Annotated in this window: 31 protein-coding genes; 28 read left to right on the top strand and 3 right to left on the bottom strand. The window is 68.9% G+C overall.

The genetic code is table 11. The features are described 5' to 3' along the window. Window positions 1–105: 105 nt before the first annotated feature. Window positions 106–432 carry a hypothetical protein gene (locus ITP53_RS11380; RefSeq protein WP_195895319.1) on the bottom strand — a complete coding sequence of 109 codons (327 nt, stop codon included), beginning with the start codon at window positions 430–432 and terminating at the stop codon, window positions 106–108. 195 nt (window positions 433–627) lie between these two features. Between ITP53_RS11380 and ITP53_RS11375 the strand changes: the two genes are divergently transcribed. The 4 genes from ITP53_RS11375 to ITP53_RS11360 are packed head-to-tail and all read left to right on the top strand — an operon-like array spanning window position 628 to window position 2,830. Continuing rightward, on the top strand, window positions 628–861 hold the full coding sequence (locus tag ITP53_RS11375; RefSeq protein ID WP_195895318.1) for a hypothetical protein: 234 nt from the start codon (window positions 628–630) through the stop codon (window positions 859–861). 15 nt (window positions 862–876) lie between these two features. Next, a complete protein-coding gene (locus tag ITP53_RS11370; RefSeq protein ID WP_195895317.1) occupies window positions 877–1,029 on the top strand; it encodes a hypothetical protein in 153 nt (50 codons plus the stop codon). Continuing rightward, window positions 1,026–2,105, top strand: coding sequence for a DNA cytosine methyltransferase (locus tag ITP53_RS11365; protein ID WP_207755851.1), 1,080 nt, complete (start codon window positions 1,026–1,028; stop codon window positions 2,103–2,105). The genes ITP53_RS11370 and ITP53_RS11365 overlap by 4 nt, the downstream gene beginning before the upstream one ends. Then, window positions 2,102–2,830 (top strand): methyltransferase domain-containing protein, encoded by a 729-nt coding sequence (locus tag ITP53_RS11360; RefSeq protein WP_195895316.1) that lies wholly within the window; start codon window positions 2,102–2,104, stop codon window positions 2,828–2,830. The genes ITP53_RS11365 and ITP53_RS11360 overlap by 4 nt, the downstream gene beginning before the upstream one ends. A gap of 47 nt (window positions 2,831–2,877) precedes the next feature. Here the strand turns inward: ITP53_RS11360 and ITP53_RS11355 are convergent, their stop codons facing one another. Both ITP53_RS11355 and ITP53_RS11350 read right to left on the bottom strand, forming a co-directional pair. Then, on the bottom strand, window positions 2,878–3,180 hold the full coding sequence (locus ITP53_RS11355; protein WP_195895315.1) for a hypothetical protein: 303 nt from the start codon (window positions 3,178–3,180) through the stop codon (window positions 2,878–2,880). Between the two features lie 80 nt (window positions 3,181–3,260). Next, window positions 3,261–3,536 (bottom strand): hypothetical protein, encoded by a 276-nt coding sequence (locus tag ITP53_RS11350; protein WP_207755850.1) that lies wholly within the window; start codon window positions 3,534–3,536, stop codon window positions 3,261–3,263. A 105-nt stretch (window positions 3,537–3,641) separates the two neighbouring features. Between ITP53_RS11350 and ITP53_RS11345 the strand changes: the two genes are divergently transcribed. The 24 genes from ITP53_RS11345 to ITP53_RS11230 form a co-directional block, all read left to right on the top strand. Then, a complete protein-coding gene (locus ITP53_RS11345) occupies window positions 3,642–4,172 on the top strand; it encodes a helix-turn-helix domain-containing protein (protein WP_207755849.1) in 531 nt (176 codons plus the stop codon). Further along, entirely contained in the window at window positions 4,169–5,458 is a 1,290-nt protein-coding gene (locus ITP53_RS11340) for a PBSX family phage terminase large subunit (RefSeq protein ID WP_195895313.1), read from the top strand. Before ITP53_RS11345 ends, ITP53_RS11340 begins: the two co-directional genes overlap by 4 nt. Further along, window positions 5,455–5,730, top strand: coding sequence for a hypothetical protein (locus ITP53_RS11335; RefSeq protein WP_195895312.1), 276 nt, complete (start codon window positions 5,455–5,457; stop codon window positions 5,728–5,730). The genes ITP53_RS11340 and ITP53_RS11335 overlap by 4 nt, the downstream gene beginning before the upstream one ends. Beyond that, the gene (locus tag ITP53_RS11330; RefSeq protein WP_195895311.1) at window positions 5,727–6,011 is read left to right on the top strand and encodes a hypothetical protein; all 285 of its coding nucleotides are present in this window, start codon (window positions 5,727–5,729) and stop codon (window positions 6,009–6,011) included. The genes ITP53_RS11335 and ITP53_RS11330 overlap by 4 nt, the downstream gene beginning before the upstream one ends. A 12-nt stretch (window positions 6,012–6,023) precedes the next feature. After that, a complete protein-coding gene (locus ITP53_RS11325) occupies window positions 6,024–6,173 on the top strand; it encodes a hypothetical protein (RefSeq protein ID WP_195895310.1) in 150 nt (49 codons plus the stop codon). A gap of 16 nt (window positions 6,174–6,189) precedes the next feature. Then, the gene (locus tag ITP53_RS11320) at window positions 6,190–7,800 is read left to right on the top strand and encodes a phage portal protein (RefSeq protein ID WP_195895309.1); all 1,611 of its coding nucleotides are present in this window, start codon (window positions 6,190–6,192) and stop codon (window positions 7,798–7,800) included. 43 nt (window positions 7,801–7,843) lie between these two features. Beyond that, complete coding sequence (locus tag ITP53_RS60220; protein ID WP_195895308.1) at window positions 7,844–10,147, top strand: phage minor capsid protein; 2,304 nt, start codon at window positions 7,844–7,846, stop codon at window positions 10,145–10,147. A gap of 44 nt (window positions 10,148–10,191) precedes the next feature. Beyond that, the gene (locus ITP53_RS11310; RefSeq protein WP_195895307.1) at window positions 10,192–10,530 is read left to right on the top strand and encodes a hypothetical protein; all 339 of its coding nucleotides are present in this window, start codon (window positions 10,192–10,194) and stop codon (window positions 10,528–10,530) included. Between the two features lie 330 nt (window positions 10,531–10,860). Beyond that, complete coding sequence (locus tag ITP53_RS11305; protein ID WP_195895306.1) at window positions 10,861–11,610, top strand: hypothetical protein; 750 nt, start codon at window positions 10,861–10,863, stop codon at window positions 11,608–11,610. Window positions 11,611–11,618: 8 nt separating this feature from the next. Continuing rightward, window positions 11,619–12,665: a major capsid protein gene (locus tag ITP53_RS11300; RefSeq protein ID WP_195895305.1), complete on the top strand. Its 1,047-nt coding sequence runs from the start codon at window positions 11,619–11,621 to the stop codon at window positions 12,663–12,665. 2 nt (window positions 12,666–12,667) lie between these two features. Further along, entirely contained in the window at window positions 12,668–12,898 is a 231-nt protein-coding gene (locus ITP53_RS11295; protein ID WP_195895304.1) for a hypothetical protein, read from the top strand. Window positions 12,899–12,962: 64 nt separating this feature from the next. Beyond that, the gene (locus ITP53_RS11290; RefSeq protein ID WP_195895303.1) at window positions 12,963–13,367 is read left to right on the top strand and encodes a head-tail connector protein; all 405 of its coding nucleotides are present in this window, start codon (window positions 12,963–12,965) and stop codon (window positions 13,365–13,367) included. Further along, entirely contained in the window at window positions 13,367–13,699 is a 333-nt protein-coding gene (locus tag ITP53_RS11285) for a hypothetical protein (protein ID WP_195895302.1), read from the top strand. The genes ITP53_RS11290 and ITP53_RS11285 overlap by 1 nt, the downstream gene beginning before the upstream one ends. Window positions 13,700–13,716: 17 nt before the next feature. Continuing rightward, complete coding sequence (locus ITP53_RS11280; RefSeq protein WP_195895301.1) at window positions 13,717–14,067, top strand: hypothetical protein; 351 nt, start codon at window positions 13,717–13,719, stop codon at window positions 14,065–14,067. Then, complete coding sequence (locus ITP53_RS11275) at window positions 14,064–14,489, top strand: minor capsid protein (protein WP_195895300.1); 426 nt, start codon at window positions 14,064–14,066, stop codon at window positions 14,487–14,489. The genes ITP53_RS11280 and ITP53_RS11275 overlap by 4 nt, the downstream gene beginning before the upstream one ends. An 8-nt stretch (window positions 14,490–14,497) precedes the next feature. Further along, a complete protein-coding gene (locus ITP53_RS11270) occupies window positions 14,498–14,974 on the top strand; it encodes a phage tail tube protein (RefSeq protein ID WP_195895299.1) in 477 nt (158 codons plus the stop codon). Then, window positions 14,971–15,396: a hypothetical protein gene (locus ITP53_RS11265; RefSeq protein ID WP_195895298.1), complete on the top strand. Its 426-nt coding sequence runs from the start codon at window positions 14,971–14,973 to the stop codon at window positions 15,394–15,396. The genes ITP53_RS11270 and ITP53_RS11265 overlap by 4 nt, the downstream gene beginning before the upstream one ends. A gap of 20 nt (window positions 15,397–15,416) precedes the next feature. After that, window positions 15,417–15,605, top strand: coding sequence for a hypothetical protein (locus tag ITP53_RS11260; RefSeq protein WP_195895297.1), 189 nt, complete (start codon window positions 15,417–15,419; stop codon window positions 15,603–15,605). 19 nt (window positions 15,606–15,624) lie between these two features. Continuing rightward, window positions 15,625–18,138: a phage tail protein gene (locus tag ITP53_RS11255; RefSeq protein WP_195895296.1), complete on the top strand. Its 2,514-nt coding sequence runs from the start codon at window positions 15,625–15,627 to the stop codon at window positions 18,136–18,138. A gap of 12 nt (window positions 18,139–18,150) precedes the next feature. Continuing rightward, window positions 18,151–18,411 carry a hypothetical protein gene (locus tag ITP53_RS11250; protein WP_195895295.1) on the top strand — a complete coding sequence of 87 codons (261 nt, stop codon included), beginning with the start codon at window positions 18,151–18,153 and terminating at the stop codon, window positions 18,409–18,411. Continuing rightward, the gene (locus tag ITP53_RS11245; protein WP_195895294.1) at window positions 18,412–18,960 is read left to right on the top strand and encodes a hypothetical protein; all 549 of its coding nucleotides are present in this window, start codon (window positions 18,412–18,414) and stop codon (window positions 18,958–18,960) included. It abuts the gene before it with no gap. Continuing rightward, window positions 18,960–19,394 (top strand): hypothetical protein, encoded by a 435-nt coding sequence (locus ITP53_RS11240; protein WP_195895293.1) that lies wholly within the window; start codon window positions 18,960–18,962, stop codon window positions 19,392–19,394. The genes ITP53_RS11245 and ITP53_RS11240 overlap by 1 nt, the downstream gene beginning before the upstream one ends. A gap of 66 nt (window positions 19,395–19,460) precedes the next feature. Next, a complete protein-coding gene (locus ITP53_RS11235) occupies window positions 19,461–21,302 on the top strand; it encodes a LamG-like jellyroll fold domain-containing protein (RefSeq protein ID WP_195895292.1) in 1,842 nt (613 codons plus the stop codon). A gap of 19 nt (window positions 21,303–21,321) precedes the next feature. Beyond that, the coding region (locus tag ITP53_RS11230; RefSeq protein WP_195895291.1) for a hypothetical protein at window positions 21,322–21,816 on the top strand (495 nt) is incomplete at its 3' end.

The raw sequence follows: 21,816 nt of genomic DNA, 5'->3' as shown, positions 1-21,816 counted from the left end.
ATACGACTACGTTAGGAGGAGCCAGAAACCTTGTCAACACATACGACATAGCAGCTCAGGCGCAGGAAGGCCCCGACCGAATGGCCGGGGCCGGCAAGGGGGCGGTCAGAGGGCGCGGGCGCGACCCATCAGCTCGGCGATCTCGGCGACGTACGGCTCGCGAGCGTTCATCCACTCGGCGCCGTCCAGCCGCTCGTTCAGGTACGCCTCAAGCACGTCGGCGGTGCACGGGAAGAGGTCCTCTCGGGTCACGGCGTCGTGCGCCAATATCCCCTCAAAGTCGCAGTCGTCGGCGAAGTAAAGCTGGCCGATGGCGTCGTCACGCCACACGCCGGTCACGTCGGCCTCGGTGGGTCCGTCGTAGAAGTCGATCTGGCCGACGAGCGTTAGGCCGGACAGCTCGGGGAGCACGACGTTGGGTGTGTACGACATGTGTTTTCCTCTCGGAACGTTGTTGCTTGATACGACTACGTTAGGCGGAGGCTGGAAACCTAGCCAACACACACAACAAGGATTCCGCGATTTGCATCATCGCTGGTCAGCCGTAATACTTTGCGATCAAGCTGCAACACCCATCCTTCGACGCCACCCGGCGGCCGAGGGATTTTCGCGTTTCTGGGGGCTGTCATGCGCCACCCCATCGAGCCCATCACGCTCGCCGACGCAGCCGAACGACTCGACGTGAACCGCTCGACGCTCGGCGTCTGGGCGCACCGCTACCGAGCGCGCCGGCTCCTACGCACAGGCCGCAGCGCCTACTACGACTTTTGGGACCTCGCCGCCATCGAGCTGTGCCTACGCACTGGCCGGCGCGTCCCCACCACCGCGCACGAGCGCGACGAGCTGCGCCAAGCCGCCTAACCGAAGGGAGGGGACGTGACCGCAACCAGCGGCGATCCCGAGAACCACCAGAAGAACCCCGCCGCCCCGGACACGCCCCCGGCCGAGTTCCCCATCTACGACGAGACGATCCCGGTGCAGTACCGCTGCCCCTACTGTCTCTACTGCTGGTCGGGAGCCGCCCAGTGAAGCCCGCCTACCGCGTGCCCAGCATGGGCGAGATCAACGCGATCCCATGGAACGGCTACACCGCCGTCAGCACCTTCAGCGGGTGTGGGGGCAGTTCGCTCGGCTACCGCATGGCAGGGTTCCGCGTCGCCTGGGCGAGCGAGTTCATCCCCGCCGCCGCCGACACGTACCGCGCCAACGCGAGCGCATACACCCAGCTCGACACCCGCGACATTCGCGAGGTCGCCCCAGGCGACATCCTGAACGCGACCGGGCTCGACGTCGGCGAGATCGACCTGTTCGACGGCTCGCCGCCGTGCGCGTCGTTCTCGACCGCCGGCAAGCGCGAGGCCGGGTGGGGCCAGGTCAAGGCGTACAGCTCGACCAAGCAGCGCACCGACGATCTGTTCTTCGAGTACGCGCGCCTGCTCAAGGGGTTGCAGCCGCGCACGTTCGTCGCCGAGAACGTCAGCGGGCTCGTCATCGGCAAGGCCAAGGGCTACTTCCTGATGATCCTCGCCGCCCTGCGCGACGCCGGCTACAAGGTGACGGCCCGGCTGCTCGACGCGAGTTGGCTCGGCGTCCCCCAGGCCCGGAAGCGCATCATCTTCGTAGGCGTTCGCAACGACCTTGCTGCGGACCCCGCGCACCCGACGCCGTTGCCGTATCGCTACACGCTGCGCGACGCGATCGGCGACCTGCCCGGCGCGTTCGACCTGATCGAGCACGACCCCGAGACGGGGCAACGCCTCCCGCTCGCTGGCTACTCGATCGAGCCGTATTGGCACGAGCTGGAGCCCGGCAAGTGCCACCCCAAGCGAACGAGCCTCACGCGCATGGCCTGGGATCGACCTGCGGCGACGATCGTCGCCAGGGGCGGCGGTGACGGCACTGCCACGATCACGATGCCCGACCAGCCGCGATATCTGACGCTGGCCGAGCTGCGCCGCATCGGTGGGTTCCCTGACGATTTCGAGCTGACGGGGCTCTACCGCCACAGGTGGGAGCGCATCGGCCGCGCCGTGCCGCCCGTGATGATGGCGCACGTCGCCGCCACGGTGCGCGACGAGATTCTCGCCAAGGTGGTGAGCGCGTGAGCGTGGACATCGCCGAGCAGTTCGATACCGGCGGCTGGGAGTTCACCCCGGATGTGGTGCAGGTGTTCGACGAGCACGTGCGCGCGTCGGTGCCGTTCTATGACGACATACAGAACCTTGTCGCCGAGGCTGCGGACTGGCTCGTGCCGGCGGGTGGCCTTGTCGCTGACCTGGGCGCGTCCACGGGGACGACCGCCCGGCGCATCCTTGAGCGCCAGCGTGAGCGGCGTATCAGGTTCGCCCTATACGACGATCAGGCGGCGATGCTTGATCGCGCTCGCGTCGATCTAGAGCCGCTCGCGGGCGGTTCTATCGGCTACCACGTGGCGCGCATCCAAGACGCGCCGCTCGCGCACGAGAACGCCGATCTGACGATCAGCTTGTTTACGCTCCAGTTCTTGCCGCTGCACGAGCGGCTCGACGCGCTGCGGCTCGCTCGCGCGCACTCGCACGACTCCGGGGCGCTGATCGTCGCCGAGAAAGTCCGGGCGCGTGATTCGCGTTGGGCCGAGATCGCGAACGACGCCTCGCACGACGTGAAGGCGGCGCACGGGATCAGCGATTCGGCGATCAGGGCCAAGGCTCGATCGCTGCGCGGCGTCCTGCGGCCGCAGTCGCCACAGTCGCTCGTCGACACGATCGAGGCGGCGGGCTGGCAGTCGCCCGAGGTGCTGTTCCGCTGGCACTCGTGGACGGTCGTCGGCGCGTTCGCGTCGCAGGCATGAGAAAGGCCCCTCACCCTGATAGGGGAGGGGCCTTGCTCGTCGCGCTGCTAGTCGCGGGTGTCGAGCTGCTCGCGTAGCTCGTGCCGCCAGCTCGTGATGTTGAGTTCGCGCATGAGCGAGTAGGCGTCGCGGGCGGCGTTCTGCCAGCTCTCGACGTGCTCGCGCATGCTCTCGGGGATCTCGTCGCCGTCCACCAGGCCGGCAAGCGTGCTGTTGGCGGCGCGCAGTTCCTTGCGTACGTCGTCGACCTGGGCGGCGATCTTGGTCATGGTGCGCCAGTCTGCGGTGCGCTCGCGCCAGGCGGCGAACGTCTCGTCGCGCTGCTTGTCCTCGGGGCGGGTCGGGGGCATGGGTTCCTCCCGGAAACGTTGTTTGGTGATTAGACAACGTTACGCGGGGCCGGGAAACGTCGTCAATACACGCAACAACGTTAGGCAGTGGTCGCCGCCTTACCCTTGCCGGCGGGAGTCTTCGGCGGGCGACCGCCACCGACGCCAGGCCCGACGCGCGTACGCGCCCACTCGCGCCACTCCTCCTCGCGCTCCGGCAGCCAGCCCGGCACCTCTCGCCCCGCCTCGATCTGCACGATCACGTCAGGCTCTGGGCACGGGTGATCCGTCTCCGCGTACCGATTGCGGTAGATGCTCACCGAGGCCGGCGAGATCTCGATCCACCTCGCAACCGCCGCCGCGCCGACATACCTCACTGGCCTCTGCTGCTGCTTTTTCGCGGCCATGACTGCGCCACCTCCCGAATCCTTGTCTATTGAACCTACAAGGTATCAGCTCCAGGGGGAGGTGCAAAAGGCCCCGTGAGCAGCCCAATCAGCGACGACGAGATCGCCCAGATCCGCCGCATGCACGCCGATGGCGCGAGCTGCAACGAGGTCGCCCGCGCGCTCGGCCGCGCCCCATCGACCATCAGCCGCGTCTCAGCCCGGCTCGGTCTCACCTGGGATCGCGCCGCGCAGACGGCAGCCGCCACCGCCGCCGCCCAGGCCGACGCACGCACTCGACGGCTCGGCATCATCGCCCGCCTATACGGCCAGATCGAGACGATCCTTGACCGGCTAGAGGCCCCCGTCTACTCGTGGACGACGACGACGGGCAACGGCATCGAGACCGCCCAGCTCGACCAGCCGCCCGCCCAAGAGGTCAAGGCACTAATCCAGTCCGTCAGCTCGGCCGCGACCACCGCCGCCAAGCTGGAGGCCGTCGACAGCGACCACGGCGCAGACGGCGCTAAGAGCATGATTGCCGGGCTCGCCGAGGGGCTACGCGCCGTCGCCGCCCACCTCGGCAACGACGACGAGCACCAGGCCGCCGAGGACGAGAGCGGATGATCAGCCTCGACGCTGTGACTGCCGTGCTCTCGCCCAAGCAGATCCGCTCGATCGTTGGCGCGATGGATACGCCACAGCTCGCGCTCTGGTCTGGGGCGGTGTCGTCCGGCAAGACGATCGCCAGCCTGTTGGCGTTCCTGATCGCCGTCGCTGCCGCCCCAGACTCGGGGCTGATCGTCGTCGTTGGCAGAACGTTGCAGACGATCGAGCGCAACCTGATCGACCCGCTCCAGTCGCCGGCACTCTTCGGCCCGCTCGCCGCCCAGGTGCATCACACCACCGGCAGCACGACTGCGGTCATTCTCGGCCGCACGGTGCACCTGGTGGGCGCGTCCGACACCCGCGCGGAGGGCCGCATCCGAGGCGCAACCGTGGCGTTGGCGTACGTCGACGAGGCCACGCTGGTGCCGCATTCGTTCTGGATGATGCTGCTCTCGCGTCTGCGCGTCGCTGGCGCCAAGCTGCTGGCCACCACCAACCCGGACGGCCCCGGCCATTGGATGCGGCGCGAGTTCATCTTGCGCGCCCCCGAGGTGGGGATGCGTCACTGGCATTTCACGCTCGACGACAACCCGAGCCTCACCGCGGATTACGTCGATCGGCTCAAAGCGCAGTACACCGGCCTCTGGTATCGGCGTTTCGTGGCCGGCGAATGGTGTCTCGCCGAGGGCGTCGTCTACGACTCGTGGGACCCAGACACGCATGTCGTCGCCGAGCTGCCGCGCATCGACCAGTGGATCAGCACCGGGATTGACTACGGCACGACGAACCCTTTCCACGCGACGATCCTCGGACTCGGCGCGGACAGCCGCCTCTACCTGACGCACGAATACCGTTACGACAGCAAGATCGGCCGCCGCCAACTCACCGATGTCGAGTACAGCGAACGCCTACGCACCTGGCTCTCGACCGCGCCCGTCTACGGCACCGACCTGACCGGCATCTCGCCGCGCTACACGGTGGTAGACCCCAGCGCGGCGAGCTTCCGCATCCAGCTCCACGGCGACGGCGTCCGATCAGTGCTCGGCGAGAACACCGTGCTGCCCGGCATTCGCACCGTCGCGTCGCTGCTCGCGACTCGCCGCCTGTTCGTCCACGAGTCGTGCACGGCGCTCATCAACGAGTTCCCCGGCTACTCGTGGGATGAGAAAGCCGCCGAGCGCGGTGAGGATTCCCCGATCAAGGCCGATGACCACGGGCTCGACGCCATGCGCTACGCCATCCAGACCACGCAGCAGGTATGGCGCTCACGGCTCGCCCAAGCGCGATTGGAGCCCGCAGCATGACGCCAACCCCGAGCGTGGGCCGCATCGTCCACTACGTCTCGTACGGCACCCCCGGCGGCGAGTACCCGAGCGTGTGCCGGGCGGCGGTGGTGACCGAGGTGGACACCTATCAGCACGGGCCGGGCGGCCAGTTCGTCGGGCACGTCAACCTCGCCGTCTTCAACCCGGAGGGCCTGCACTTCAACCGGGCCATTCTCCAGAGCGAGGACGAGCACCGCGGCGGCACCTGGCACTGGCCCGAGCGCACAGGCAGCACGGGGGCGCCGACATGACGACGCTCTACGTCGTTGCCGGCGACCCAGACCGGCAACTCTCCCCCGACATGTGGCGCGAGTACCTGACCGCTCTACGGCGCGCGATCGAAAAGCACGCCACGCGCATACAAGGGTCCTGGCAGTCGGACCCGGCCGACGCCTGGCCGTCCGTGTGCCTGGCGGTGCGCGTCCAGCTCGACGCGCTCCCCGGCCTGCGCGCGTCGCTCTCGTCCGTGCGCGCGTTCTACGGGCTGCCCTCGATCGCGCTCGCCGTCGCTGACACCCACCTGTTCCTGTAGGAGGCCCAGCCCGTGAGCATCACCGCAGACGAGGCGCTCGACAACGCCGCGCGCATCCTGCGCAACGCCGAGGGCGAAACGAATCTCGCCACGATGGAGCGCCTTGAGTCGCTCGCCGATTCGTGGCTGGCGATGGCGAACCTGATCAGCGATCGCACGTGACCGGAGGGAGATAGCCATGCCGTTGCCAGACGGCGGCGCTTGGCCGCCCACCGCACAAGGCCCGATTCTCGACAAGATCACCGAGTGGTCCGCCTGGTATTCGGGCGACGCCGACCAGCTCAGCGTGTTCTACGGCGGCGAACGCGCGGACGGCTTCGACGACACGTCACGCCGGCGGCTCGTGAACCGCCCCTCGCAGTACAGGGGCGGCGTCGTTGGCCGTGTCGCTCGCTGGTGGTGGGGTGAGCCCGTCGCGCACGGGGACCGCCGCAGCAAACTGCACCTGCCGCTGGCCGGCGACATCGCGAGCACGAGCGCGGACTTGCTGTTCAGCGAGCCGCCGACGCTCACCGTCGAGCACGCGGCCACACAGGAGCGGCTCGACGCGCTCGCCGACAACGGTTTGCGCGCCGACCTGCTGGAAGCCGCCGAGGTGTGCGCGGCGCTCGGCGGTGTCTACCTGCGCACCTGCTGGGATCGCGAGATCCGCCCCGAGGGGCCGTGGCTGTCCGCCGTCCACCCGGACGCGGCGGTGCCCGAGTGGCGTTGGGGCGTCCTGACGGCGGTCACGTTCTGGCGCGTCATCGCGGCGGACGGCAAGACCGTCATCCGGCATCTGGAGCGGCACGAGCCGGGCGCCATCCATCACGCGCTCTACGAGGGCACGCAGGAGGATCTCGGCCGCAGCATCCCGCTCACGGAGCACCACGAGACCGCGCCGATCGCCGACGAGTTGACGGACGGCGACGTGATCGAGACCGGCGTGCCCAGTCTGACGGCGGGCTACATTCCGAACATGCGCCCGAACAGGGTGTGGCGTGCGATCCCGGCCGCCGCGCCGCTCGGCCGCTCCGACTTTGCGGGCGCTGAACCGCTGATGGACGCGCTCGACGAGGTGTACTCGTCGCTGATGCGCGACGTGCGCATCGGCAAGGGCCGCTTGGTCGTGCCGTCCGCGTACCTGGAGAATCTCGGCGCGGGCCAGGGCGCGACGTTCATCGATCGCGAGGCGTACGAGGCCGTTGACGCGCTGGCCGGCGCGGATCGCATGGAGCTGCAAGCGCACCAGTTCGCGATCAGGGTCAACGACCACCTGACCGCCGCCGAGCACCTGATGACGCAGATCGTGCGCACCGCCGGATATAGCGCGCAGTCGTTCGGCCAAACCGGCGACGTCGCTGCTACGGCGACCGAGGTCAAGGCGCGCGAGCGGCGCAGCATGATCACCCGCGACAAGAAGACGGGCTATTGGCAGCCTGGCGTGGCCGCCCGCATCGAAAACCTGCTCGCGATCGACCGCGAGATGTTCGGCACGCCCGTCGAGCCGTCCCGGCCGCGTGTCCAGTTCGGCGATTCCGTGTCCGAGGACATGCTGTCGCTGGCGAACACCGCCGACGTGCTGCGCCGCGCCGAGGCGGCGAGCACCGAGGTCATCGTCGCTCTGCTCCACCCGGACTGGGACGAGACCCAGGTGACGGAGGAAGTCAAGCGGATCAAGGCCGAGCGCGGCTCGCCCGTGGGCGACCCTCTGGCGATTCGGCCTGTCTCTGACGCTCTGGCCAGCGGCGACATCTTCGCCGACGAGGGCCAGGACGACGAGCAGCCCGACGAGGACACCGCAGCGTAACCCGCGGCGTCACCCCGCGTAAGCGCATGGCGGGGGGTGCGCCGTGGCGATCGATCAGCTCTATCTCGACTCGATCGCCGCCACGGTGGCCGACCTGTACCGGGGTGTCGAGTCGGCCGTAAACCGGGCGATCGCCGCGCGGCTCAAGGACGGGCTCGGCACGACCTACCAGCAGGACAAGAGCGACGCGCTCGCCAAACTACGCAGGTCAGCGCAAACGATCCTGGGCGTCCTCAACGCCAACGCCGCGACGACGATCCGGCAGGCGATCGCCGGCGCCTACGCGGACGGGTTCGGCAACGCGCTCGCCGACCTGCCCAAGTCATGGTTCCCCAAGTCGGGCATCGGCCAAGGTGCCGGCGCGGCCAAGGAAGTGCTGCCGAACGCGGCCACGATCGAGGCCATCGCCAAGGCGGTGCATCAGGATCTCGGCGCGGTGTCGGCCAACATCCTGCGCGACGTGCAGGACGCCTACCGGGCGGTGCAGGCGGAATCGGCGGCGCGTATCGCGTCGGGTGCGTTCACGCGCAGGCAGGCCGCACAGGCGGTGTGGCAGCGGCTCGTCGACCAGGGCGTTACGAGTTTCACGGACAAGGCCAATCGGCGTTGGCAGCTCTCCAGCTACGCCGAGATGGTCACGCGCACCAACGCCGCGCGGGCGGCGATCGAGGCGCAGAATCACCGCTTGCTCGGGACGGGCATCAACCTCGTTTACGTCTCCGACGTGACGCAGGAATGCCCCCTGTGTCGCCCGTTCGAGGGCCGCGTGCTCTCGATCGACGGCGTGACCACGGGCCAGGTGCAGATGCAGCACGCGACCCGCGACGAGGAGATGGTCACCGTTGATGTGGTGGCCACGCTGCGCGCCGCGCAGGAGGCGGGGCTGCATCACCCGAACTGTCGTCACTCGGTGTCGGCGTACCTGCCGGGCGTGACCAGGTTGCCCAAGCAGCCGACCGCCGACCCGGACGGCGACAAGGCACGCCAGAGGCAGCGCGAGATCGAGCGCAACATACGCCGGTACAAGGCCCGCGCCGAGGCCGCCCTGACGCCCGAGGCGCGCAAGCAGGCCGAGGCGCGGGCGCGTGAGTGGCAGCGCGAGATGCGCGACCACCTGGCCGCGAATCCGCAGCTCAAGCGGTTGCGCTATCGCGAGGCGATCGGCGCGGGCAACGTCCCGAACTCGCGCGGCCCGGCCGGCGGGCCGGTGTCGAATCTCGCGCCCGCCGGCCAGCTCGACATCGCGGGCGACGCCACGCCGCTGCTGTCCAACCCGCCGACGCTCGACGGCGAGAGCCGCGCCGAGCAGGTGGTGCCCGGTCAGCTCACGCTCGCCGACATCACGCCCGAGCGGCCCAAGCCCGCACCCGAGCCCGAGCCGCCCCCGCCCGCGCCGGGCGAGGTCACGCTGGCGCGACTGCTCGACCACCACGACGCGCTGTCGTACGCCCCGCTGTACGAGCGGCTCGTCAACCTGGAGGGCAGCGACGACGAGCGCGCCGAATGGGCGGCCGCCGTCAAGCTGTTCGACGAGCTGGCCGACAAGGGCGAGACCAGCAAGTCACACCAGAAGTTCGCCGGCAAGCTCGCGCTGTCCGACGACCCGCAGGCGACGACGAATCGCCGTCTGGGGCAGGTCAAGGACCCGGCGCTGCGGGCGGCGGCGCTGCGGGCGCTCGAACGCGAGCTAGCGGCGCGTGCCGCCCGGCCGAGGCCGCCCGGCATGCGGCAGGGCGTGCGCCACTACGCCAACGATGAGGGTGTCGCGTGGATTCACAGCGAGATGCCCTTGCCGAAGTTCAACCGGGGCGAAGAGTACGACGCGATCAAGACGTACTCAAGCAACGCATACGACCGGATCAACACCGCCCTACGTAACCCGCCGCCGACCGGCAGCACCAAGGACCTGATCGACCTGATCGACGCCGGCATGCAGCAGACGCACGTGCCAGAGGCGGTGATCGTGCATCGCGGCGTCGGCGGGCCGTACAAGCACACGCTTGGCGTCGAGCCGAACGACGAGGCCGGGATGCGTGCGCTCGTCGGCCAGGTGCGCAAGGAGTCGGGTTACCTCTCGACCAGCGTCGGCGAGCGGGCGGCGTTCAGCGGCCTGTACTACCTGATGTTGCGTGTGCCGGCCGGGCACGAGGCGGTCAACATGATCCCGCTGTCGCACTATCCGCACGAGCGCGAGCTGATGCTGCGTCGAGATACCGAGTACGTGATTCACGACGTGTACCGCCGTGACGGCGCTTGGTACATCGAAGCCGAGGTTGTGCCGGACGGGTGGACGCCGGGGCCGGATTGGACGCCTGACCCGTACGGCGACGCCTATCTCGGGTACTAGCTGCGCCAGGATGAGGGCACCACCGTCGACCAGGGGGAGGGCCCATGTCGGAGCAGCCGCCCGAGGGCATGTCGCAGCGGTTCGCCGACACGCCGGAATCGGCGCTCGTGTCCGCGCCTGCCACGTACTCGGCGCAGGCCGAGGGGCCGGTGCGTCGTCGCGCGCTGCGTGACGAGCCCGGCGGCCGGGTGCTCGGGCACGTGTGGACGGACGACCAGCGGGCGGCCGGGTGGCTGCACGCCGACCCGCCGAACCGCGAGACCTCGCGCGCCGGGGCGTACGTGTGGGCGGTGCATCGCCGCGCGTACAGCCTTGGGCGTCCGGCGTCGTCGCTGCTCGATCCGTCGCTGTACGCGCCCATGTACTACCTCGATAGCGAGTAGCTCGGCGCGGGCGGCGTCATTGGGGGATGCGCCGCCGCCTGCGTCTTGAGGCAGAACGCCCCGCCGGTGTTATCCGCTGGTGGGGCGTTCTGCATTCTGCGCCCCCTTCACGCCACAACGCGCTCAAGTCGCCGTAGAGACGCATTCGCCGCCATCTAAGGCACTCGTGCCTGGAGTGGCTCGTGAGGCTGCTGTGGCCGCCTTAGAGCCCCGCACATGGCTGCTCCCGGCCCGCCGGTAGAGCGCCGCACCCAACGACTTCTCACGCCCGCAACGGGCGGAGCCATGCCCGCAACGGGCAATCCAACCAACCCGCAACGGGAGATCCACATGCACATCCCTGCCACCATGCCCGGCGAGATCATCGGCTACCGCAAGGATGGCCGCCCGATCCGCCTGATCGCTGGCGGCTCCTCGGAGAACGACACGCCGCCCGCCAACGACGGGACCGAAACGGACCCGCAGGGCGACGGCAGCCAGCAGCAGGACCCGCCCGCCGACGACGACGCCGGCACGGGCGACGACGCCAGCAAGGGCGACGGCGACGCCAGCAAGGGCAAGAGCGGCGACGACCTGGAGTTCTGGAAGCGCAAGTCGCGCGAGAACGAGAACCGCGCCAAGCAGAACAAGCAGGCGGCGGACAAGGCCCAGGCCGAGGCCAAGACGCAGCTCGACAAGATCGCCGAGCTGCTCGGGCTCAAGTCCAAGAGCGAGGACCCCAAGCAGCTCGCCGACCAGCTCACGGCCAAGCTCGGCGGCGCCGAGACGGCGCTGCGCGAAAAGACGGTCGAGCTGGAGGTCTACCGGGCCGCCGGCAATCACGGCGGCGACGCCTCGGCGCTGCTCGATTCGCGCTCGTTTCTCAAGGCCGTGGCCGCGCTCGACCCGGACGACGACGGGTTCGCCGATGCGGTGGCAGACGCGATCAAGACGGCGGTCAAGGCGAATCCCAAGCTGGCCGCCGCCGAGACCAAGACGCCCCCGAAGCGGTCGGGCGTCGAGAACCCCGGTGCCCCAGGCGGCGGCGGTAAGCGCGCCGCCGGGCTGGCCGGGGCCATCAGCAATCACTACGGACGTTAGGAGCCGCAATGGCTATCACTCTTGCGATGGCGCAGATCAACGCCCGCGACGACATCGATCACGCGGTGATCGACACGCTGCGCCGGTACTCGTGGCTGGCCGATCAGATGGTCTGGGACGACGCCGTGACGCCCGGCGCGGGCGGCGGGACTCTCACCTACGGTTACACCCTGCTCAAGACGGCGCGGGGTGGCGCGTTCCGTGCGATCAACGCCGAGTACGCGCGCACCCAGGCCGAGCGCGAGCACCGGACGGTGCAGCTCAAGCCGTTCGGTGGCTCGTTCGACGTGGACCGCGTGATCTCGGACCTCGGCCCGGCCGCGACGAACGAGGTTTCGTTCCAGATGTCGCAGCTGCTCGTCGGTGTGACCACCGACCTGCAGAACAAGATCATCAACGGTGACGTGGCCGTGGACACCAACGGCTGGGACGGACTCGACAAGCTGCTCGTCGGCAGCTCCACCGAGTACGTCCCGGACGAGGGTGAAACCGGTTACGCCGACTGGAGCACGGCCAGCGTCGGCACGCAGGACGAGGCGAACAAGCGACTGGACCAGCTCGACGAGTGGCTGTCCAGCATCATCCCGTCGCGGGTCGGCTCGGGCGACGCCGCCGCACCGGGCGCTGTCCCGGCCGGTACCAAGGCGATCGTCGGTAACACGCGCTCGATCGCTCGCCTGCGTGCTCTCGCGCGCTGGGCGTCGATGCACACGAGCACCAAGGACGACCTTGGCCGCAAGATCGAGACGTACGGCGATTGGGTGCTGATCGACGCCGGCGACACCGCGACCGGCATGGGTCCGATCGTCCCGGTCGAGCAGCGCACCATCGGCGCTGCCCCGGTCGAGAACGTCACCGACCTGTACGCGATCACGTTCGGCCTGGATGCGTTCCACGGCGCGACGGTCGCGGGTCGGCCGTTCGTGCGCACGTGGCTGCCCGACTTCACGACCGCTGGCGCGGTCAAGGTCGGCGAGCTGGAGATGGGCCCGGCTGCCGTCGTGCTCAAGAACTCCAAGGCGTGCGGCGTCATGCGAAACGTGAAGGTGGGCTGATCGTGGCGCACTACAAGATCACCGCCCCTGAGCGGTCATACAACGGCGTCGTGGGCAACGTCGCGTTCAATCGCGGCGTGGCCCGCGTCGGCGACGACGAGATCACCAGCCGCGAGCTGGCGTATCTCACCCGGCGCGGCTACACGGTCGAGCGGGTCGAAGAGACGCCGGCCAAGACGGACGACGACGCCAAGCAGGCGGCGGCCAAGCCCGCCGCCAAGCCTCGCTCCTAGCCCCGTGCGGGGGCGGCTCTCCGCTGCCCCCGCGCGGCGCCCCACGAGAGAAAAGGGGTGATCAATGGCTCGCGTCTACGCCACCGCCGACGATCTCACCGACTGGACCGGCGACGACCCACCCGCCGACGCTGACCGGCTGCTCGCTCGCGCCTCACGCCTAATCGACAACCGGCTGTTGCTCACCGCCGTCTACCCCGTGGACCCGGCCGGGATGCCGACCGAGCCCGAGCACGCCGACGCTCTACGCGACGCCGCGTGTGCGCTCGTCGAGTGGTGGGACGACCACGGCGACGACGGCACCGGAGCAGGCGGCGACTACACGAACGTGTCCGCCGGCGGCATCAGCTTCTCTCGGGCGACAGGCAGCTCGGGCACGCCGAGCGACCCGCGGATCGCCCCCGAGGCCGTCGAGATCCTCGGCGGGGCCGGGCTGCTACGCCACGGCGTCGGCACCTGGCGGCCGTGATGGCAGGGCGTGGAATCCCGCGCTGGCTGCTCGATCGCATGGGCCACGACGTGCAGATAGAGCCCTACATGGGGTCGGGCGCGTACGGCCCGGTGTATGCGGCGCCCGTCACCGTGCGGGCGCTCGTCGATGGCCGGCGTCGGCTCGTGCGCTCCGCTGAGGGTTCCGAGGTCGTCTCCGAGACGACGCTGCGCGTCCGGCTCGGCGTGACGTGTCCGCCGTTGTCGCGGGTCACGCTCCCGGACGGCACTCAGGCGCAGGCGATCACGACGACGACGCATGACGGCGGCAAGCTCCCGGTGCCCTCGCACCTCGAAATCGCCCTGACCTGATCGAGAGGAGGGCGGACGTGCCGCAGTCTTTCAAGCTCAAATGGACGGGCAACCTGGCCAACGCCGCCGCTCGCAAAGCGGCTGTGCGTGGTCTGCAAAAGGCCGCAGACGAGCTGCTCGGCAGGTCGCGTCAGCTCGTGCCGATCGAGGAGCACACCCTCGAAATCTCGGGCACGGCGAGCGTTGACGAGTCCCGCATGACCGGCGTCGTCTCGTATGACACGCCGTACGCCGTGCGCCAGCACGAGGACCTGACCTACAAGCACGACGCAGGCCGGCAAGCGAAATACCTGGAGCAGCCCTTGACCGAGGGCCGAGACGAGCTGCTCGACATCGTGGCCGCCGAGATCAGGCGGGCGCTCGCATGACGCTCGTCGGCGAGATCTGCGCGCTGCTCGATGACCTCGGACTCGGCACCTACCGCGAGGACGGGCTGCCGGGCGGCGACATCTTCCACACGTTCCTACCGCCGTCGCCTGACTCGGCGCTCGCCGTCGCGCAGTACGTCGGCCGCGAGTCCGACGCCGGCAACCCGTGGGACGAGCCATACATCCAGGTGCGCGTGCGTGGCCCGGCTGTTGACGTGCGCGTGGCCGAGCAGCGCGCCCAAGACGTTTACGACCGACTCCACGGAGTCGGCCGCCGCGCGCTGGCCGGCGGGACGTGGTTGCAGCTCGCAATCGGCACTCAGTCAGGGCCGTACCCGATCGGCCCGGACGAGCAGGGCCGCCCTGAATTCACCGTGAACTTTCGCGTGGACGTTGATCGTCCTACGCCCAATCGCGTTTAGGAGGCGTAATGGCTCAGCGGCGCATCAACGCCCGAGACATCATCATGGAGATCGAGAACGAGGCCCCCGAGGCGTGGCTGCGCGTCGAGCGGCTGACCTCGGTGACCGTGAACCCTGGCGAGAACGAGGAGACGGCCGAGACGACCGATTTCGAGTCGGGCGGCTCGTACGAGCAGGAGATCATGCAGCGCGGCGCGAGCATGGAGCTTGAGGGCCTCATGCTCAAGGACGACTTGACGGGCGCGCTGCCGCCCGGCCGCGCCAGGGTCGAGGCGATGGCCGGCGAGGACGCCGTTGGGTCCGACTCCCTGACCCGCGTGCGCTTCCGTCACCCGATCGATCCGAACTGGAAGATCTGGACCTGCACCGTCACGCTCGGCGAGCAGGGCGGCGGCAACAACGACAAGACCTCATGGTCCGCGACGATCACCAAGAGCGGCAAGTCCGAGACCGAGCCTGTCGAGACCGAGGGAGCGGGCGCGTGACGTACACCTACCCCGAGAACGAGCACGACGAGCCGCAGGCCGAGACCTACGACTCGTGGGATGAGTTCTGGTCCGAGGTCGAGGCGGCCGAGGAGCGGCGCACCGAGACGATCAAGGGCGTCGAGGTGGAGGTGCCGCGCGAGCTGACCGTGCGATTCGCTCGCCGCGCCGAGCTGCTCCAGGACTCGTCCCGCATGGAGGACGTGACGAGCCTGCTCGCCGACCTCTACAGCAAGGAGATCGTCGAGCAGTGGATCGACGGCGGCATGGGGCTGCCCGAGTTCCAGACCGTGCTCGCCTGGTCGATCGCGCACGCCTCGGGTAAGCCGATGAGCTTCCGTGAGGCGCTCGCCTCGGTGAAGAACCTGCACCAGGCCAAGGCTGAGGCCGGGGGAAAAGCGCGCACGCGCCGGGGCCGCTAGACCAGATCAAACGGCGCTGGTTGATCATTCAGGCCGATTTCAGGCGCGAGTACCAGCTAGGCCCGCACGAGATCGTCGATCTTCCCCTGTGGGAGTTCCGCGTGCTGCTCGGCGGGCTCTCGACGCAAAGCCTCTACCGGCAGGTGACCGCTAACGAGCCGGTCGAACTGCACGGCGAGGCCGCTAGGTCGTTCCTTAACACGCTGTGACACGAGGGGGTGATCCCCCGTGTCGCTCACTATCGGCGAGCTGGTCGCATACATCACGGCCGACGACACTGCCCTGCGCAAGACGCTCAACGGTGCCCGTACGGCCATGGCAACGACCGCCAAGTCCGCAGCTCTCATCTCGGGGGCAGCGGTGGCAAGCGGCGGCGCTCTCATGGGCCTCGGCGCGACGGGCGTCGGCATCGCGGCCGGGCTCGCCAAGGCATACGTAAACGTCACCACCCAGATCGCCGAGATCGGCATCCGGGCCGCGATGGAGTCCGAGCGCGTCAAGAGCGCATTCGAGGGGCTCCAGAAGTCGGTCAAGAGCGATCTCGCCGACGCCGCATCGGTCCTGGAAGGGCCGCTCGTGCAGGTGGCGGGACGGGTCAAGGAGACGTTCTCTAGCACGATCGCACCCGCCCTCCAGGGCATGTTCGCCACGATCGCACCCCTGTTCGGGCAGTTCACGACGGGCGTGCAGGCCATGCTCGGCCCGCTGCTGCCTGCCGTACAAGGCATTGTCCGGGTCACCACGGAACAGCTCGGCGGTGTCGCGGGGAGCCTCGGCACGTTCGGCGGACAACTCGCCGGGGCTCTTGCCCCAGTGACGGCCGCGTTCGCGCAGAACGGGCACCTGCTGGGGGCACTAGTCACCGGAATCGGCGGTCTGCTCCAGGCGCTTGGCCCGCTGCTGGCGGCGTTCGTCAACTTCGCAGGCGTGCTCGTCGGCCCGCTGTTCGCGGGGTTGCAGACGATCGCGACCGCGCTATCGCAGTCGCTCGGCGGTGCCCTGACCGCCTTGGAGCCGGTCATTGGCCCGATCGTCACGTCATTCGCGCAGTTCATCGCAGCACTGCTGCCGATCATCCCGCCCGTTCTGCAACTCGCTGCCACGCTCGCGTCTGCCCTGCTGCCGGTGCTTACGCAGGTCGCGGGGGCGCTCGTCGGCGCGCTCTCGCAGGCGCTCACGGCGATCATGCCGTCGATCTCGACGATCGCAGGCGCGTTCGGGCAGTTCCTCACCGCCATCACGCCCCTGCTGGGGCCGATCGCGCAGCTCGCGAGCCAGATCATCAGCGCTCTCGTGCCAGCGATCGCGCCGCTGATCCCCGTGATCGGCGAGCTGATCGCCGCGCTCGGCGGCGCGCTCGCGTCGGCCCTGTCCACGCTCGTCACTGCCCTGTCGCCAGTGCTCGCTGCGGTCGGCCAGTTCGCGGCGGCGTTCGGCGGCGTGCTCGTGCAGGCCGTACAGGCGGTGGCGCCGCTCCTGACGATGGTCGCCGGGTTGATCGCGTCGCTGATGCCTGCACTCACGCCGATCATTCAGGTGTTGACGCAGGTCGCGACCGTGATCGGCGGGGCATTCGTGACCGTCCTCAAGGCGCTCGTCACGGCGATCGCGCCGCTGTTCCCGATCCTGACGCAGATCGTGACCATGATCGCGGGCGCGTTCGCGAGCGCGGTGCAGTCGGTGATGCCGCTGGTCACCCAGCTAGCGGGCGTCTTCACAAAGCTTGCGCCCGCGTTCACGCCGATCATCGGCGTCGTCGTTGAGATCGTCGGCGCGTTCCTGCCGTTGATCGAGGCGATCCTGCCCGTCCTCGTCGATCTGATCGGCGCGGTCGTGCCGATCCTGGCCGAGGTCGTCGGCGCGTTCGGCGAGATCCTCGGCGCGCTGTCGCCACTGCTGCCCGCCCTGGCTGAGATCGTCGGCGCGGTCACGCCGATCATCTCGATCCTGACCAGCCTGGTAGGCACGATCCTTGGCGCCGTCCTGCCGGTCTTCACAAAGCTGATCAGCATCATCACCACCGTGATCACGTGGATCGTCAAGCTCGCCGCCGAGATCATCAGCAAGATCGCCGAGGCGATCACGTGGCTGGTCAACAACCTTGGGAAGCTGCCCGACAAGATCAGCGAGTGGTTCGGTGCCGCCAAGGACTGGGCGATCAAGCGGTGGACCGAGTTGATCGACTGGATCAAGGGCTTCCCCGAAAAGATCGTTTCTGGGCTCGGGAACCTCGGCGACCTGCTACTTCAGGCCGGTAAGGATCTCGTCGAGGGTCTCATCAACGGCATCAAGAACATGGCCGGCGCTGTCGTGGACGCCGCCAAGGGCGTCGTGGATAGCGCCGTGGACGCGGCCAAGAGCCTGCTCGGGATCCAGAGCCCGAGCCGCGTTTTCATGGAGATCGGCTCCTACGCCATGGAGGGTCTCGCCAACGGCATCAGCTCCGCTAGCTCCGTGGCAGTCGACGCCGCTAAGAGAGCTGCGGTCCAGGTCGCCGAGGCGGCGAGGGGTGGCCTTGTCGACGGCATGCCGGCTCTCGCAGACATGCCGCCCGCTTTGGCTCTCGGAGCTGAATCGATCGCCCCTATGACCGGTTACACACCGCCCACGTCACAGCGGCCTGCCTCGGGCGGGGTGGTCGTGAACGTGGACATGTCCGGCTCGACCGTGCGGGAGGAACCGGACATCGACAAGATCGGCAGCAAGGTCGGTTTCAAGGTCCTGGCTCAGGGCCTGGCGTAAGGGAGGCAGCAGGTGGCTGTGCAGGGGTACAGCGAGGCCGACTTGAGGCGGCTCAAGTCGGTGCAGGCCAGGCCACGCGGCTGGACGCACCAGGTCAAGCCCGTGGTGCGGGAGTACCGGGACACCTTGACCGGCCACTGGGTGAAGGTGGTCACGGATCAGCTTGGCAACAAGATCCGCATGCGCTGGTCGGGGCAGGACGCGCACATTGTCTTGCCCCACTTCAGCGTCTCCCCGTGGACCGGGGTCACGATCAGCAAGGAGTACAGGTAGATGGCGAAGAGGATCGTCCGCCACGGCCAGCGCGCCCGCGCGGCGGTGCGGGCGCTGGAGGACGCGTGCACGCCGATCGAGGAGGCGCTCTATGCGGCCAAGGAGACGTATTGGGCGGCCCTGGAGGGCGGCAACCGGGCCACCATCTTGGAGGCCAAGGCGGTGAAACAGGCCGCGGCCGAGCGGTTGGAGGAGACCCGCACGTGGCTCCGTCGTGAGGCGGAGATCGTCAAACTGCAGACGCGGACGATCCCGCGTCTGCAGGAGATCCTCGCCGGGCCGATGCTGGTCAAGCACGGTGACAACGACGCCCGCGAGGACCCGCAAGCGCGGGCCGAGGTCGAGCAGGCGCTGAAGGCGGCCCGCCAGGAGCTGGAGACGCTCACCGCCGCCGCGATACCGCTCAGGCGGGACCTGGAGGCGCTCGGCGGGGTCGTGGCCGGCGATCCGGTCCCGGCCGACCTGCCGCCCGGTAGCGCGGACGTGACCGCCCCGAGCATCACCGTGGCGCCGCGGACGCGCGCCACCGCCAGGAAGGACAAGGGCTGATGGCTTCTGGTGTGTATCTGCCGACGTTCGAGGACATCCTCGAAACCGCGCTCACCCTTAGCTGGGATGCCGAAGACCACCAGGCCGCGTTGTACAACAGCACGCGGGCGTCCGCGGCCGACTACAACAACGACACCGCGTACTCGACGACGAACGAGATCGTCGGCACCGGCTATGACGCGGGCGGCGAGATCGTCGAGGGCACCGCGTTCACCAGGCCAGGCGCGGGCGTGATGCGGTTCTCCTCGAACGCGTTCCAGTGGGAGGAGAGCACCCTGTCGGGGGTCGCCCACATCGACGTGTACGCCGCCGCCGTCGCCGGCGACCCGCTCATGTTCGGGGTCACCATCAGCCCGGTGAACACTGCCGACGGCACCCTGCTCGTCACCCCGCACAGCAACGGGCTCGTCATGTTTGACCTCACCCCGCCGTAGAAGCCCCTGGTCCACGCCCGTTCACCGCCGCCTCCGGGGCGGTTTTTTCATGAAAGGGAGGTCGGCGTGGCGGTCAGGTTCAACGCTGCGGGCCAGCACTACACGCGCACCGTCACCCTCGGCGCAACCACGGCGTTCACGATCACCTGCTGGGTAAAGCTGGGCGCCAACAGGGAGAACTACTCCACCGTCTGGTGCGTGGACAACAACTCCACAACGTCTTACCAGGTGCTGCAGACCGACATCGATGGCACGACGCTGACCTTTTTTCCAGACGCCACCGTCCCGTTCGTCGACTTCGGCATGCTGGAGTTCGGCGTCTGGTATTTCGTCGGCATCAGCGTCAACGGGTCGACCGGCACAAGCCGAGTCCGCGCCTTCGGCGACGCGTCGTTCACCAAGCAGACGTTCACGACCGACGACTCCACGAACATCACCCGGATTCGGTTGGGCGAGTCGGTGTTCGGCGACGAGTGGTGGGACGGGTCCCTCTCCGCGGTGAAGATCTGGGATGCCGCCCTGACGGGCGCCCAGCTTGAGGCGGAATACGACCAGTACGCGCCCGCCCGGACGGCGGACCTGTTCGCTTACTACCGGTTCGCAGGACCGTCCACCACGGACGACAGCGGCAACGGCCAAACCCTCTCTGGCGGGGCGGGCGCAACCGCTGACACGGATCCGGTGCTGGGATTGGACGCCACCGCCACCCCCGACACGGTGGCAGCGCTCGCCTCCCTCCCCGCCCCGACCGTGGCAGTGTCCGTCGCCCCGGTCCCGGCGACCGTCCCGGCCGGTGCGGGTGTGCCCGGCCCGGCCCTCAACGCCGGCTCGCAGGCGCACCCCGACACGGTCACAGTCGCGGGCGCCGTCCCGGCCCCATCCGTAACGACCGAGGACGTCGAACTCGTCGCACCCGCCACCGTCGAGGCGGCGGCCGATGTTCCTGACCCGCTGATCAACGTCGGCGCCGACGTCACCCTCAACGCGATCGAAGCGATCGCGCAACTGTACGCGCCCAGCATCTCGGCCAGCGCGGAGGTCACCCTCGCACCCGTCCAGGTCCTGGCCGACGTGCCGACGCCAGCGGTGACCGTGCCGGTGCTGCCCGGCGACGCCATCACACGGCCGGGCCAGATCGAATGGAACGGCTTCCTCCTCGGGGCCGGAACCCCCTACAGCTGGCAGCAGCTGCAGGGCTGGGTCGACTCGGCGCCGTTCATCTCCGGGAACGTCGAACGCTCGGACTCCTCGGGCTCGTATCCGGGTCAGCCGTACACGGCCGAGCGGGCCATCAACTGGGCCACCCTGATCAAGGCGCCGCGCGGCCAGGTGGGGCAGGTCGTGCACGACCTGGTGATGGCCACCGGCCCCGCACAATCGGAGGAGGAGGGCTGGCTGGTCGTCTGGGATTGGGATGACGTGCAGCCGTGGCTGGTGCGCGCCCACCTGTCCGAGCGGCTGCCGGGCCCGATCAACCGGCAGGCCAGGCTCGGCCTGATGTCTGGCGCCCTGCAGTGGATCGCGTCCGACCCGCGCCGCTACGACCCCGTACGGTCCTCCCTCACCATCGCCAAGGACGTCGAGACGGCCATCCTCAACAACGGCAACGACAGCACGCCCGGCGAGCTCCGTTTTCCTGGCCCGGCATCCGGCGTCCAGGTCGAAAACCTCACCACAGACCGAGTGATCGCCTTCTCAACCGTCATCGGCGTCGGACAGACGCTGGTGATCGACGTCAAGGAAGGCACCGCCGCCATCGGCGACACCAACCACCTCAACGACCTGGTCGAGGGCAGCGCTTCCGTGCAGGATTTCGTGTTCGACCCAGGCCCCAACCGGCTGCTGTTCACCTGCGACTCGGGTGGCACGGCCGGCATGGAGACGTTCTGGCGGCACGCCGTCAGCTGACCCGAGAGGGGGTGGCAGTATGGCGGGCACCGCCCGACCACGATCCGTGTCGGTCACCCCCATCGGGGATTTCGACCTGATCGACGCCCCGGACGGCGTGCAGCCCGGAGACATCCTCCTGGCGTGGGTCACCTCGACCGGCGACGTGGACGACATCGACATCTCGGGCGGCGCCCCGTGGGTTGCGCTGGCCGAGGACACCAGCGTGTTCTCCACCCGCATGTACGCCCAGGTGGCCGGCCCCACGAACCCGAGCACGTACGCGATCGAGCTGGGCGACGACGCTCGCGGCCTGGTCAGTGTGGCGCATCTGCGCGGGGCCACACTCTCCTCGCTCGTGATCGCGGTTGATGCTGGCGACGTCGCGCCCGGAACGGGCATCCCCTGCCCGGACGCGTCCCCAGGCGTCGCCGGCGGCACCGAGGTTCGCTACGCCGCCGCCCAGCATTTCGTCGACATCGAGTTCGTCCCTCTCGGCTACCGGGAGGAGGACCAAGGCGGGGACCTGTCTCTT

Origin of the sequence: Nonomuraea cypriaca (genome assembly GCF_015645445.1) — a bacterium.
Lineage (GTDB): Bacteria > Actinomycetota > Actinomycetes > Streptosporangiales > Streptosporangiaceae > Nonomuraea > Nonomuraea cypriaca.
This window is presented reverse-complemented; position numbering and strand designations above follow the sequence as displayed.

Coding starts and splice junctions, on each gene's coding strand:
- ITP53_RS11380 (WP_195895319.1), bottom strand. CDS start 432: ATGTCGTACACACCCAACGTCGTGCTCCCCGAGCTGTCCGGCCTAACG.
- ITP53_RS11375 (WP_195895318.1), top strand. CDS start 628: ATGCGCCACCCCATCGAGCCCATCACGCTCGCCGACGCAGCCGAACGA.
- ITP53_RS11355 (WP_195895315.1), bottom strand. CDS start 3,180: ATGCCCCCGACCCGCCCCGAGGACAAGCAGCGCGACGAGACGTTCGCC.
- ITP53_RS11340 (WP_195895313.1), top strand. CDS start 4,169: ATGATCAGCCTCGACGCTGTGACTGCCGTGCTCTCGCCCAAGCAGATC.
- ITP53_RS11335 (WP_195895312.1), top strand. CDS start 5,455: ATGACGCCAACCCCGAGCGTGGGCCGCATCGTCCACTACGTCTCGTAC.
- ITP53_RS11330 (WP_195895311.1), top strand. CDS start 5,727: ATGACGACGCTCTACGTCGTTGCCGGCGACCCAGACCGGCAACTCTCC.
- ITP53_RS11320 (WP_195895309.1), top strand. CDS start 6,190: ATGCCGTTGCCAGACGGCGGCGCTTGGCCGCCCACCGCACAAGGCCCG.
- ITP53_RS11310 (WP_195895307.1), top strand. CDS start 10,192: ATGTCGGAGCAGCCGCCCGAGGGCATGTCGCAGCGGTTCGCCGACACG.
- ITP53_RS11305 (WP_195895306.1), top strand. CDS start 10,861: ATGCACATCCCTGCCACCATGCCCGGCGAGATCATCGGCTACCGCAAG.
- ITP53_RS11300 (WP_195895305.1), top strand. CDS start 11,619: ATGGCTATCACTCTTGCGATGGCGCAGATCAACGCCCGCGACGACATC.
- ITP53_RS11290 (WP_195895303.1), top strand. CDS start 12,963: ATGGCTCGCGTCTACGCCACCGCCGACGATCTCACCGACTGGACCGGC.
- ITP53_RS11285 (WP_195895302.1), top strand. CDS start 13,367: ATGGCAGGGCGTGGAATCCCGCGCTGGCTGCTCGATCGCATGGGCCAC.
- ITP53_RS11275 (WP_195895300.1), top strand. CDS start 14,064: ATGACGCTCGTCGGCGAGATCTGCGCGCTGCTCGATGACCTCGGACTC.
- ITP53_RS11270 (WP_195895299.1), top strand. CDS start 14,498: ATGGCTCAGCGGCGCATCAACGCCCGAGACATCATCATGGAGATCGAG.
- ITP53_RS11245 (WP_195895294.1), top strand. CDS start 18,412: ATGGCGAAGAGGATCGTCCGCCACGGCCAGCGCGCCCGCGCGGCGGTG.
- ITP53_RS11240 (WP_195895293.1), top strand. CDS start 18,960: ATGGCTTCTGGTGTGTATCTGCCGACGTTCGAGGACATCCTCGAAACC.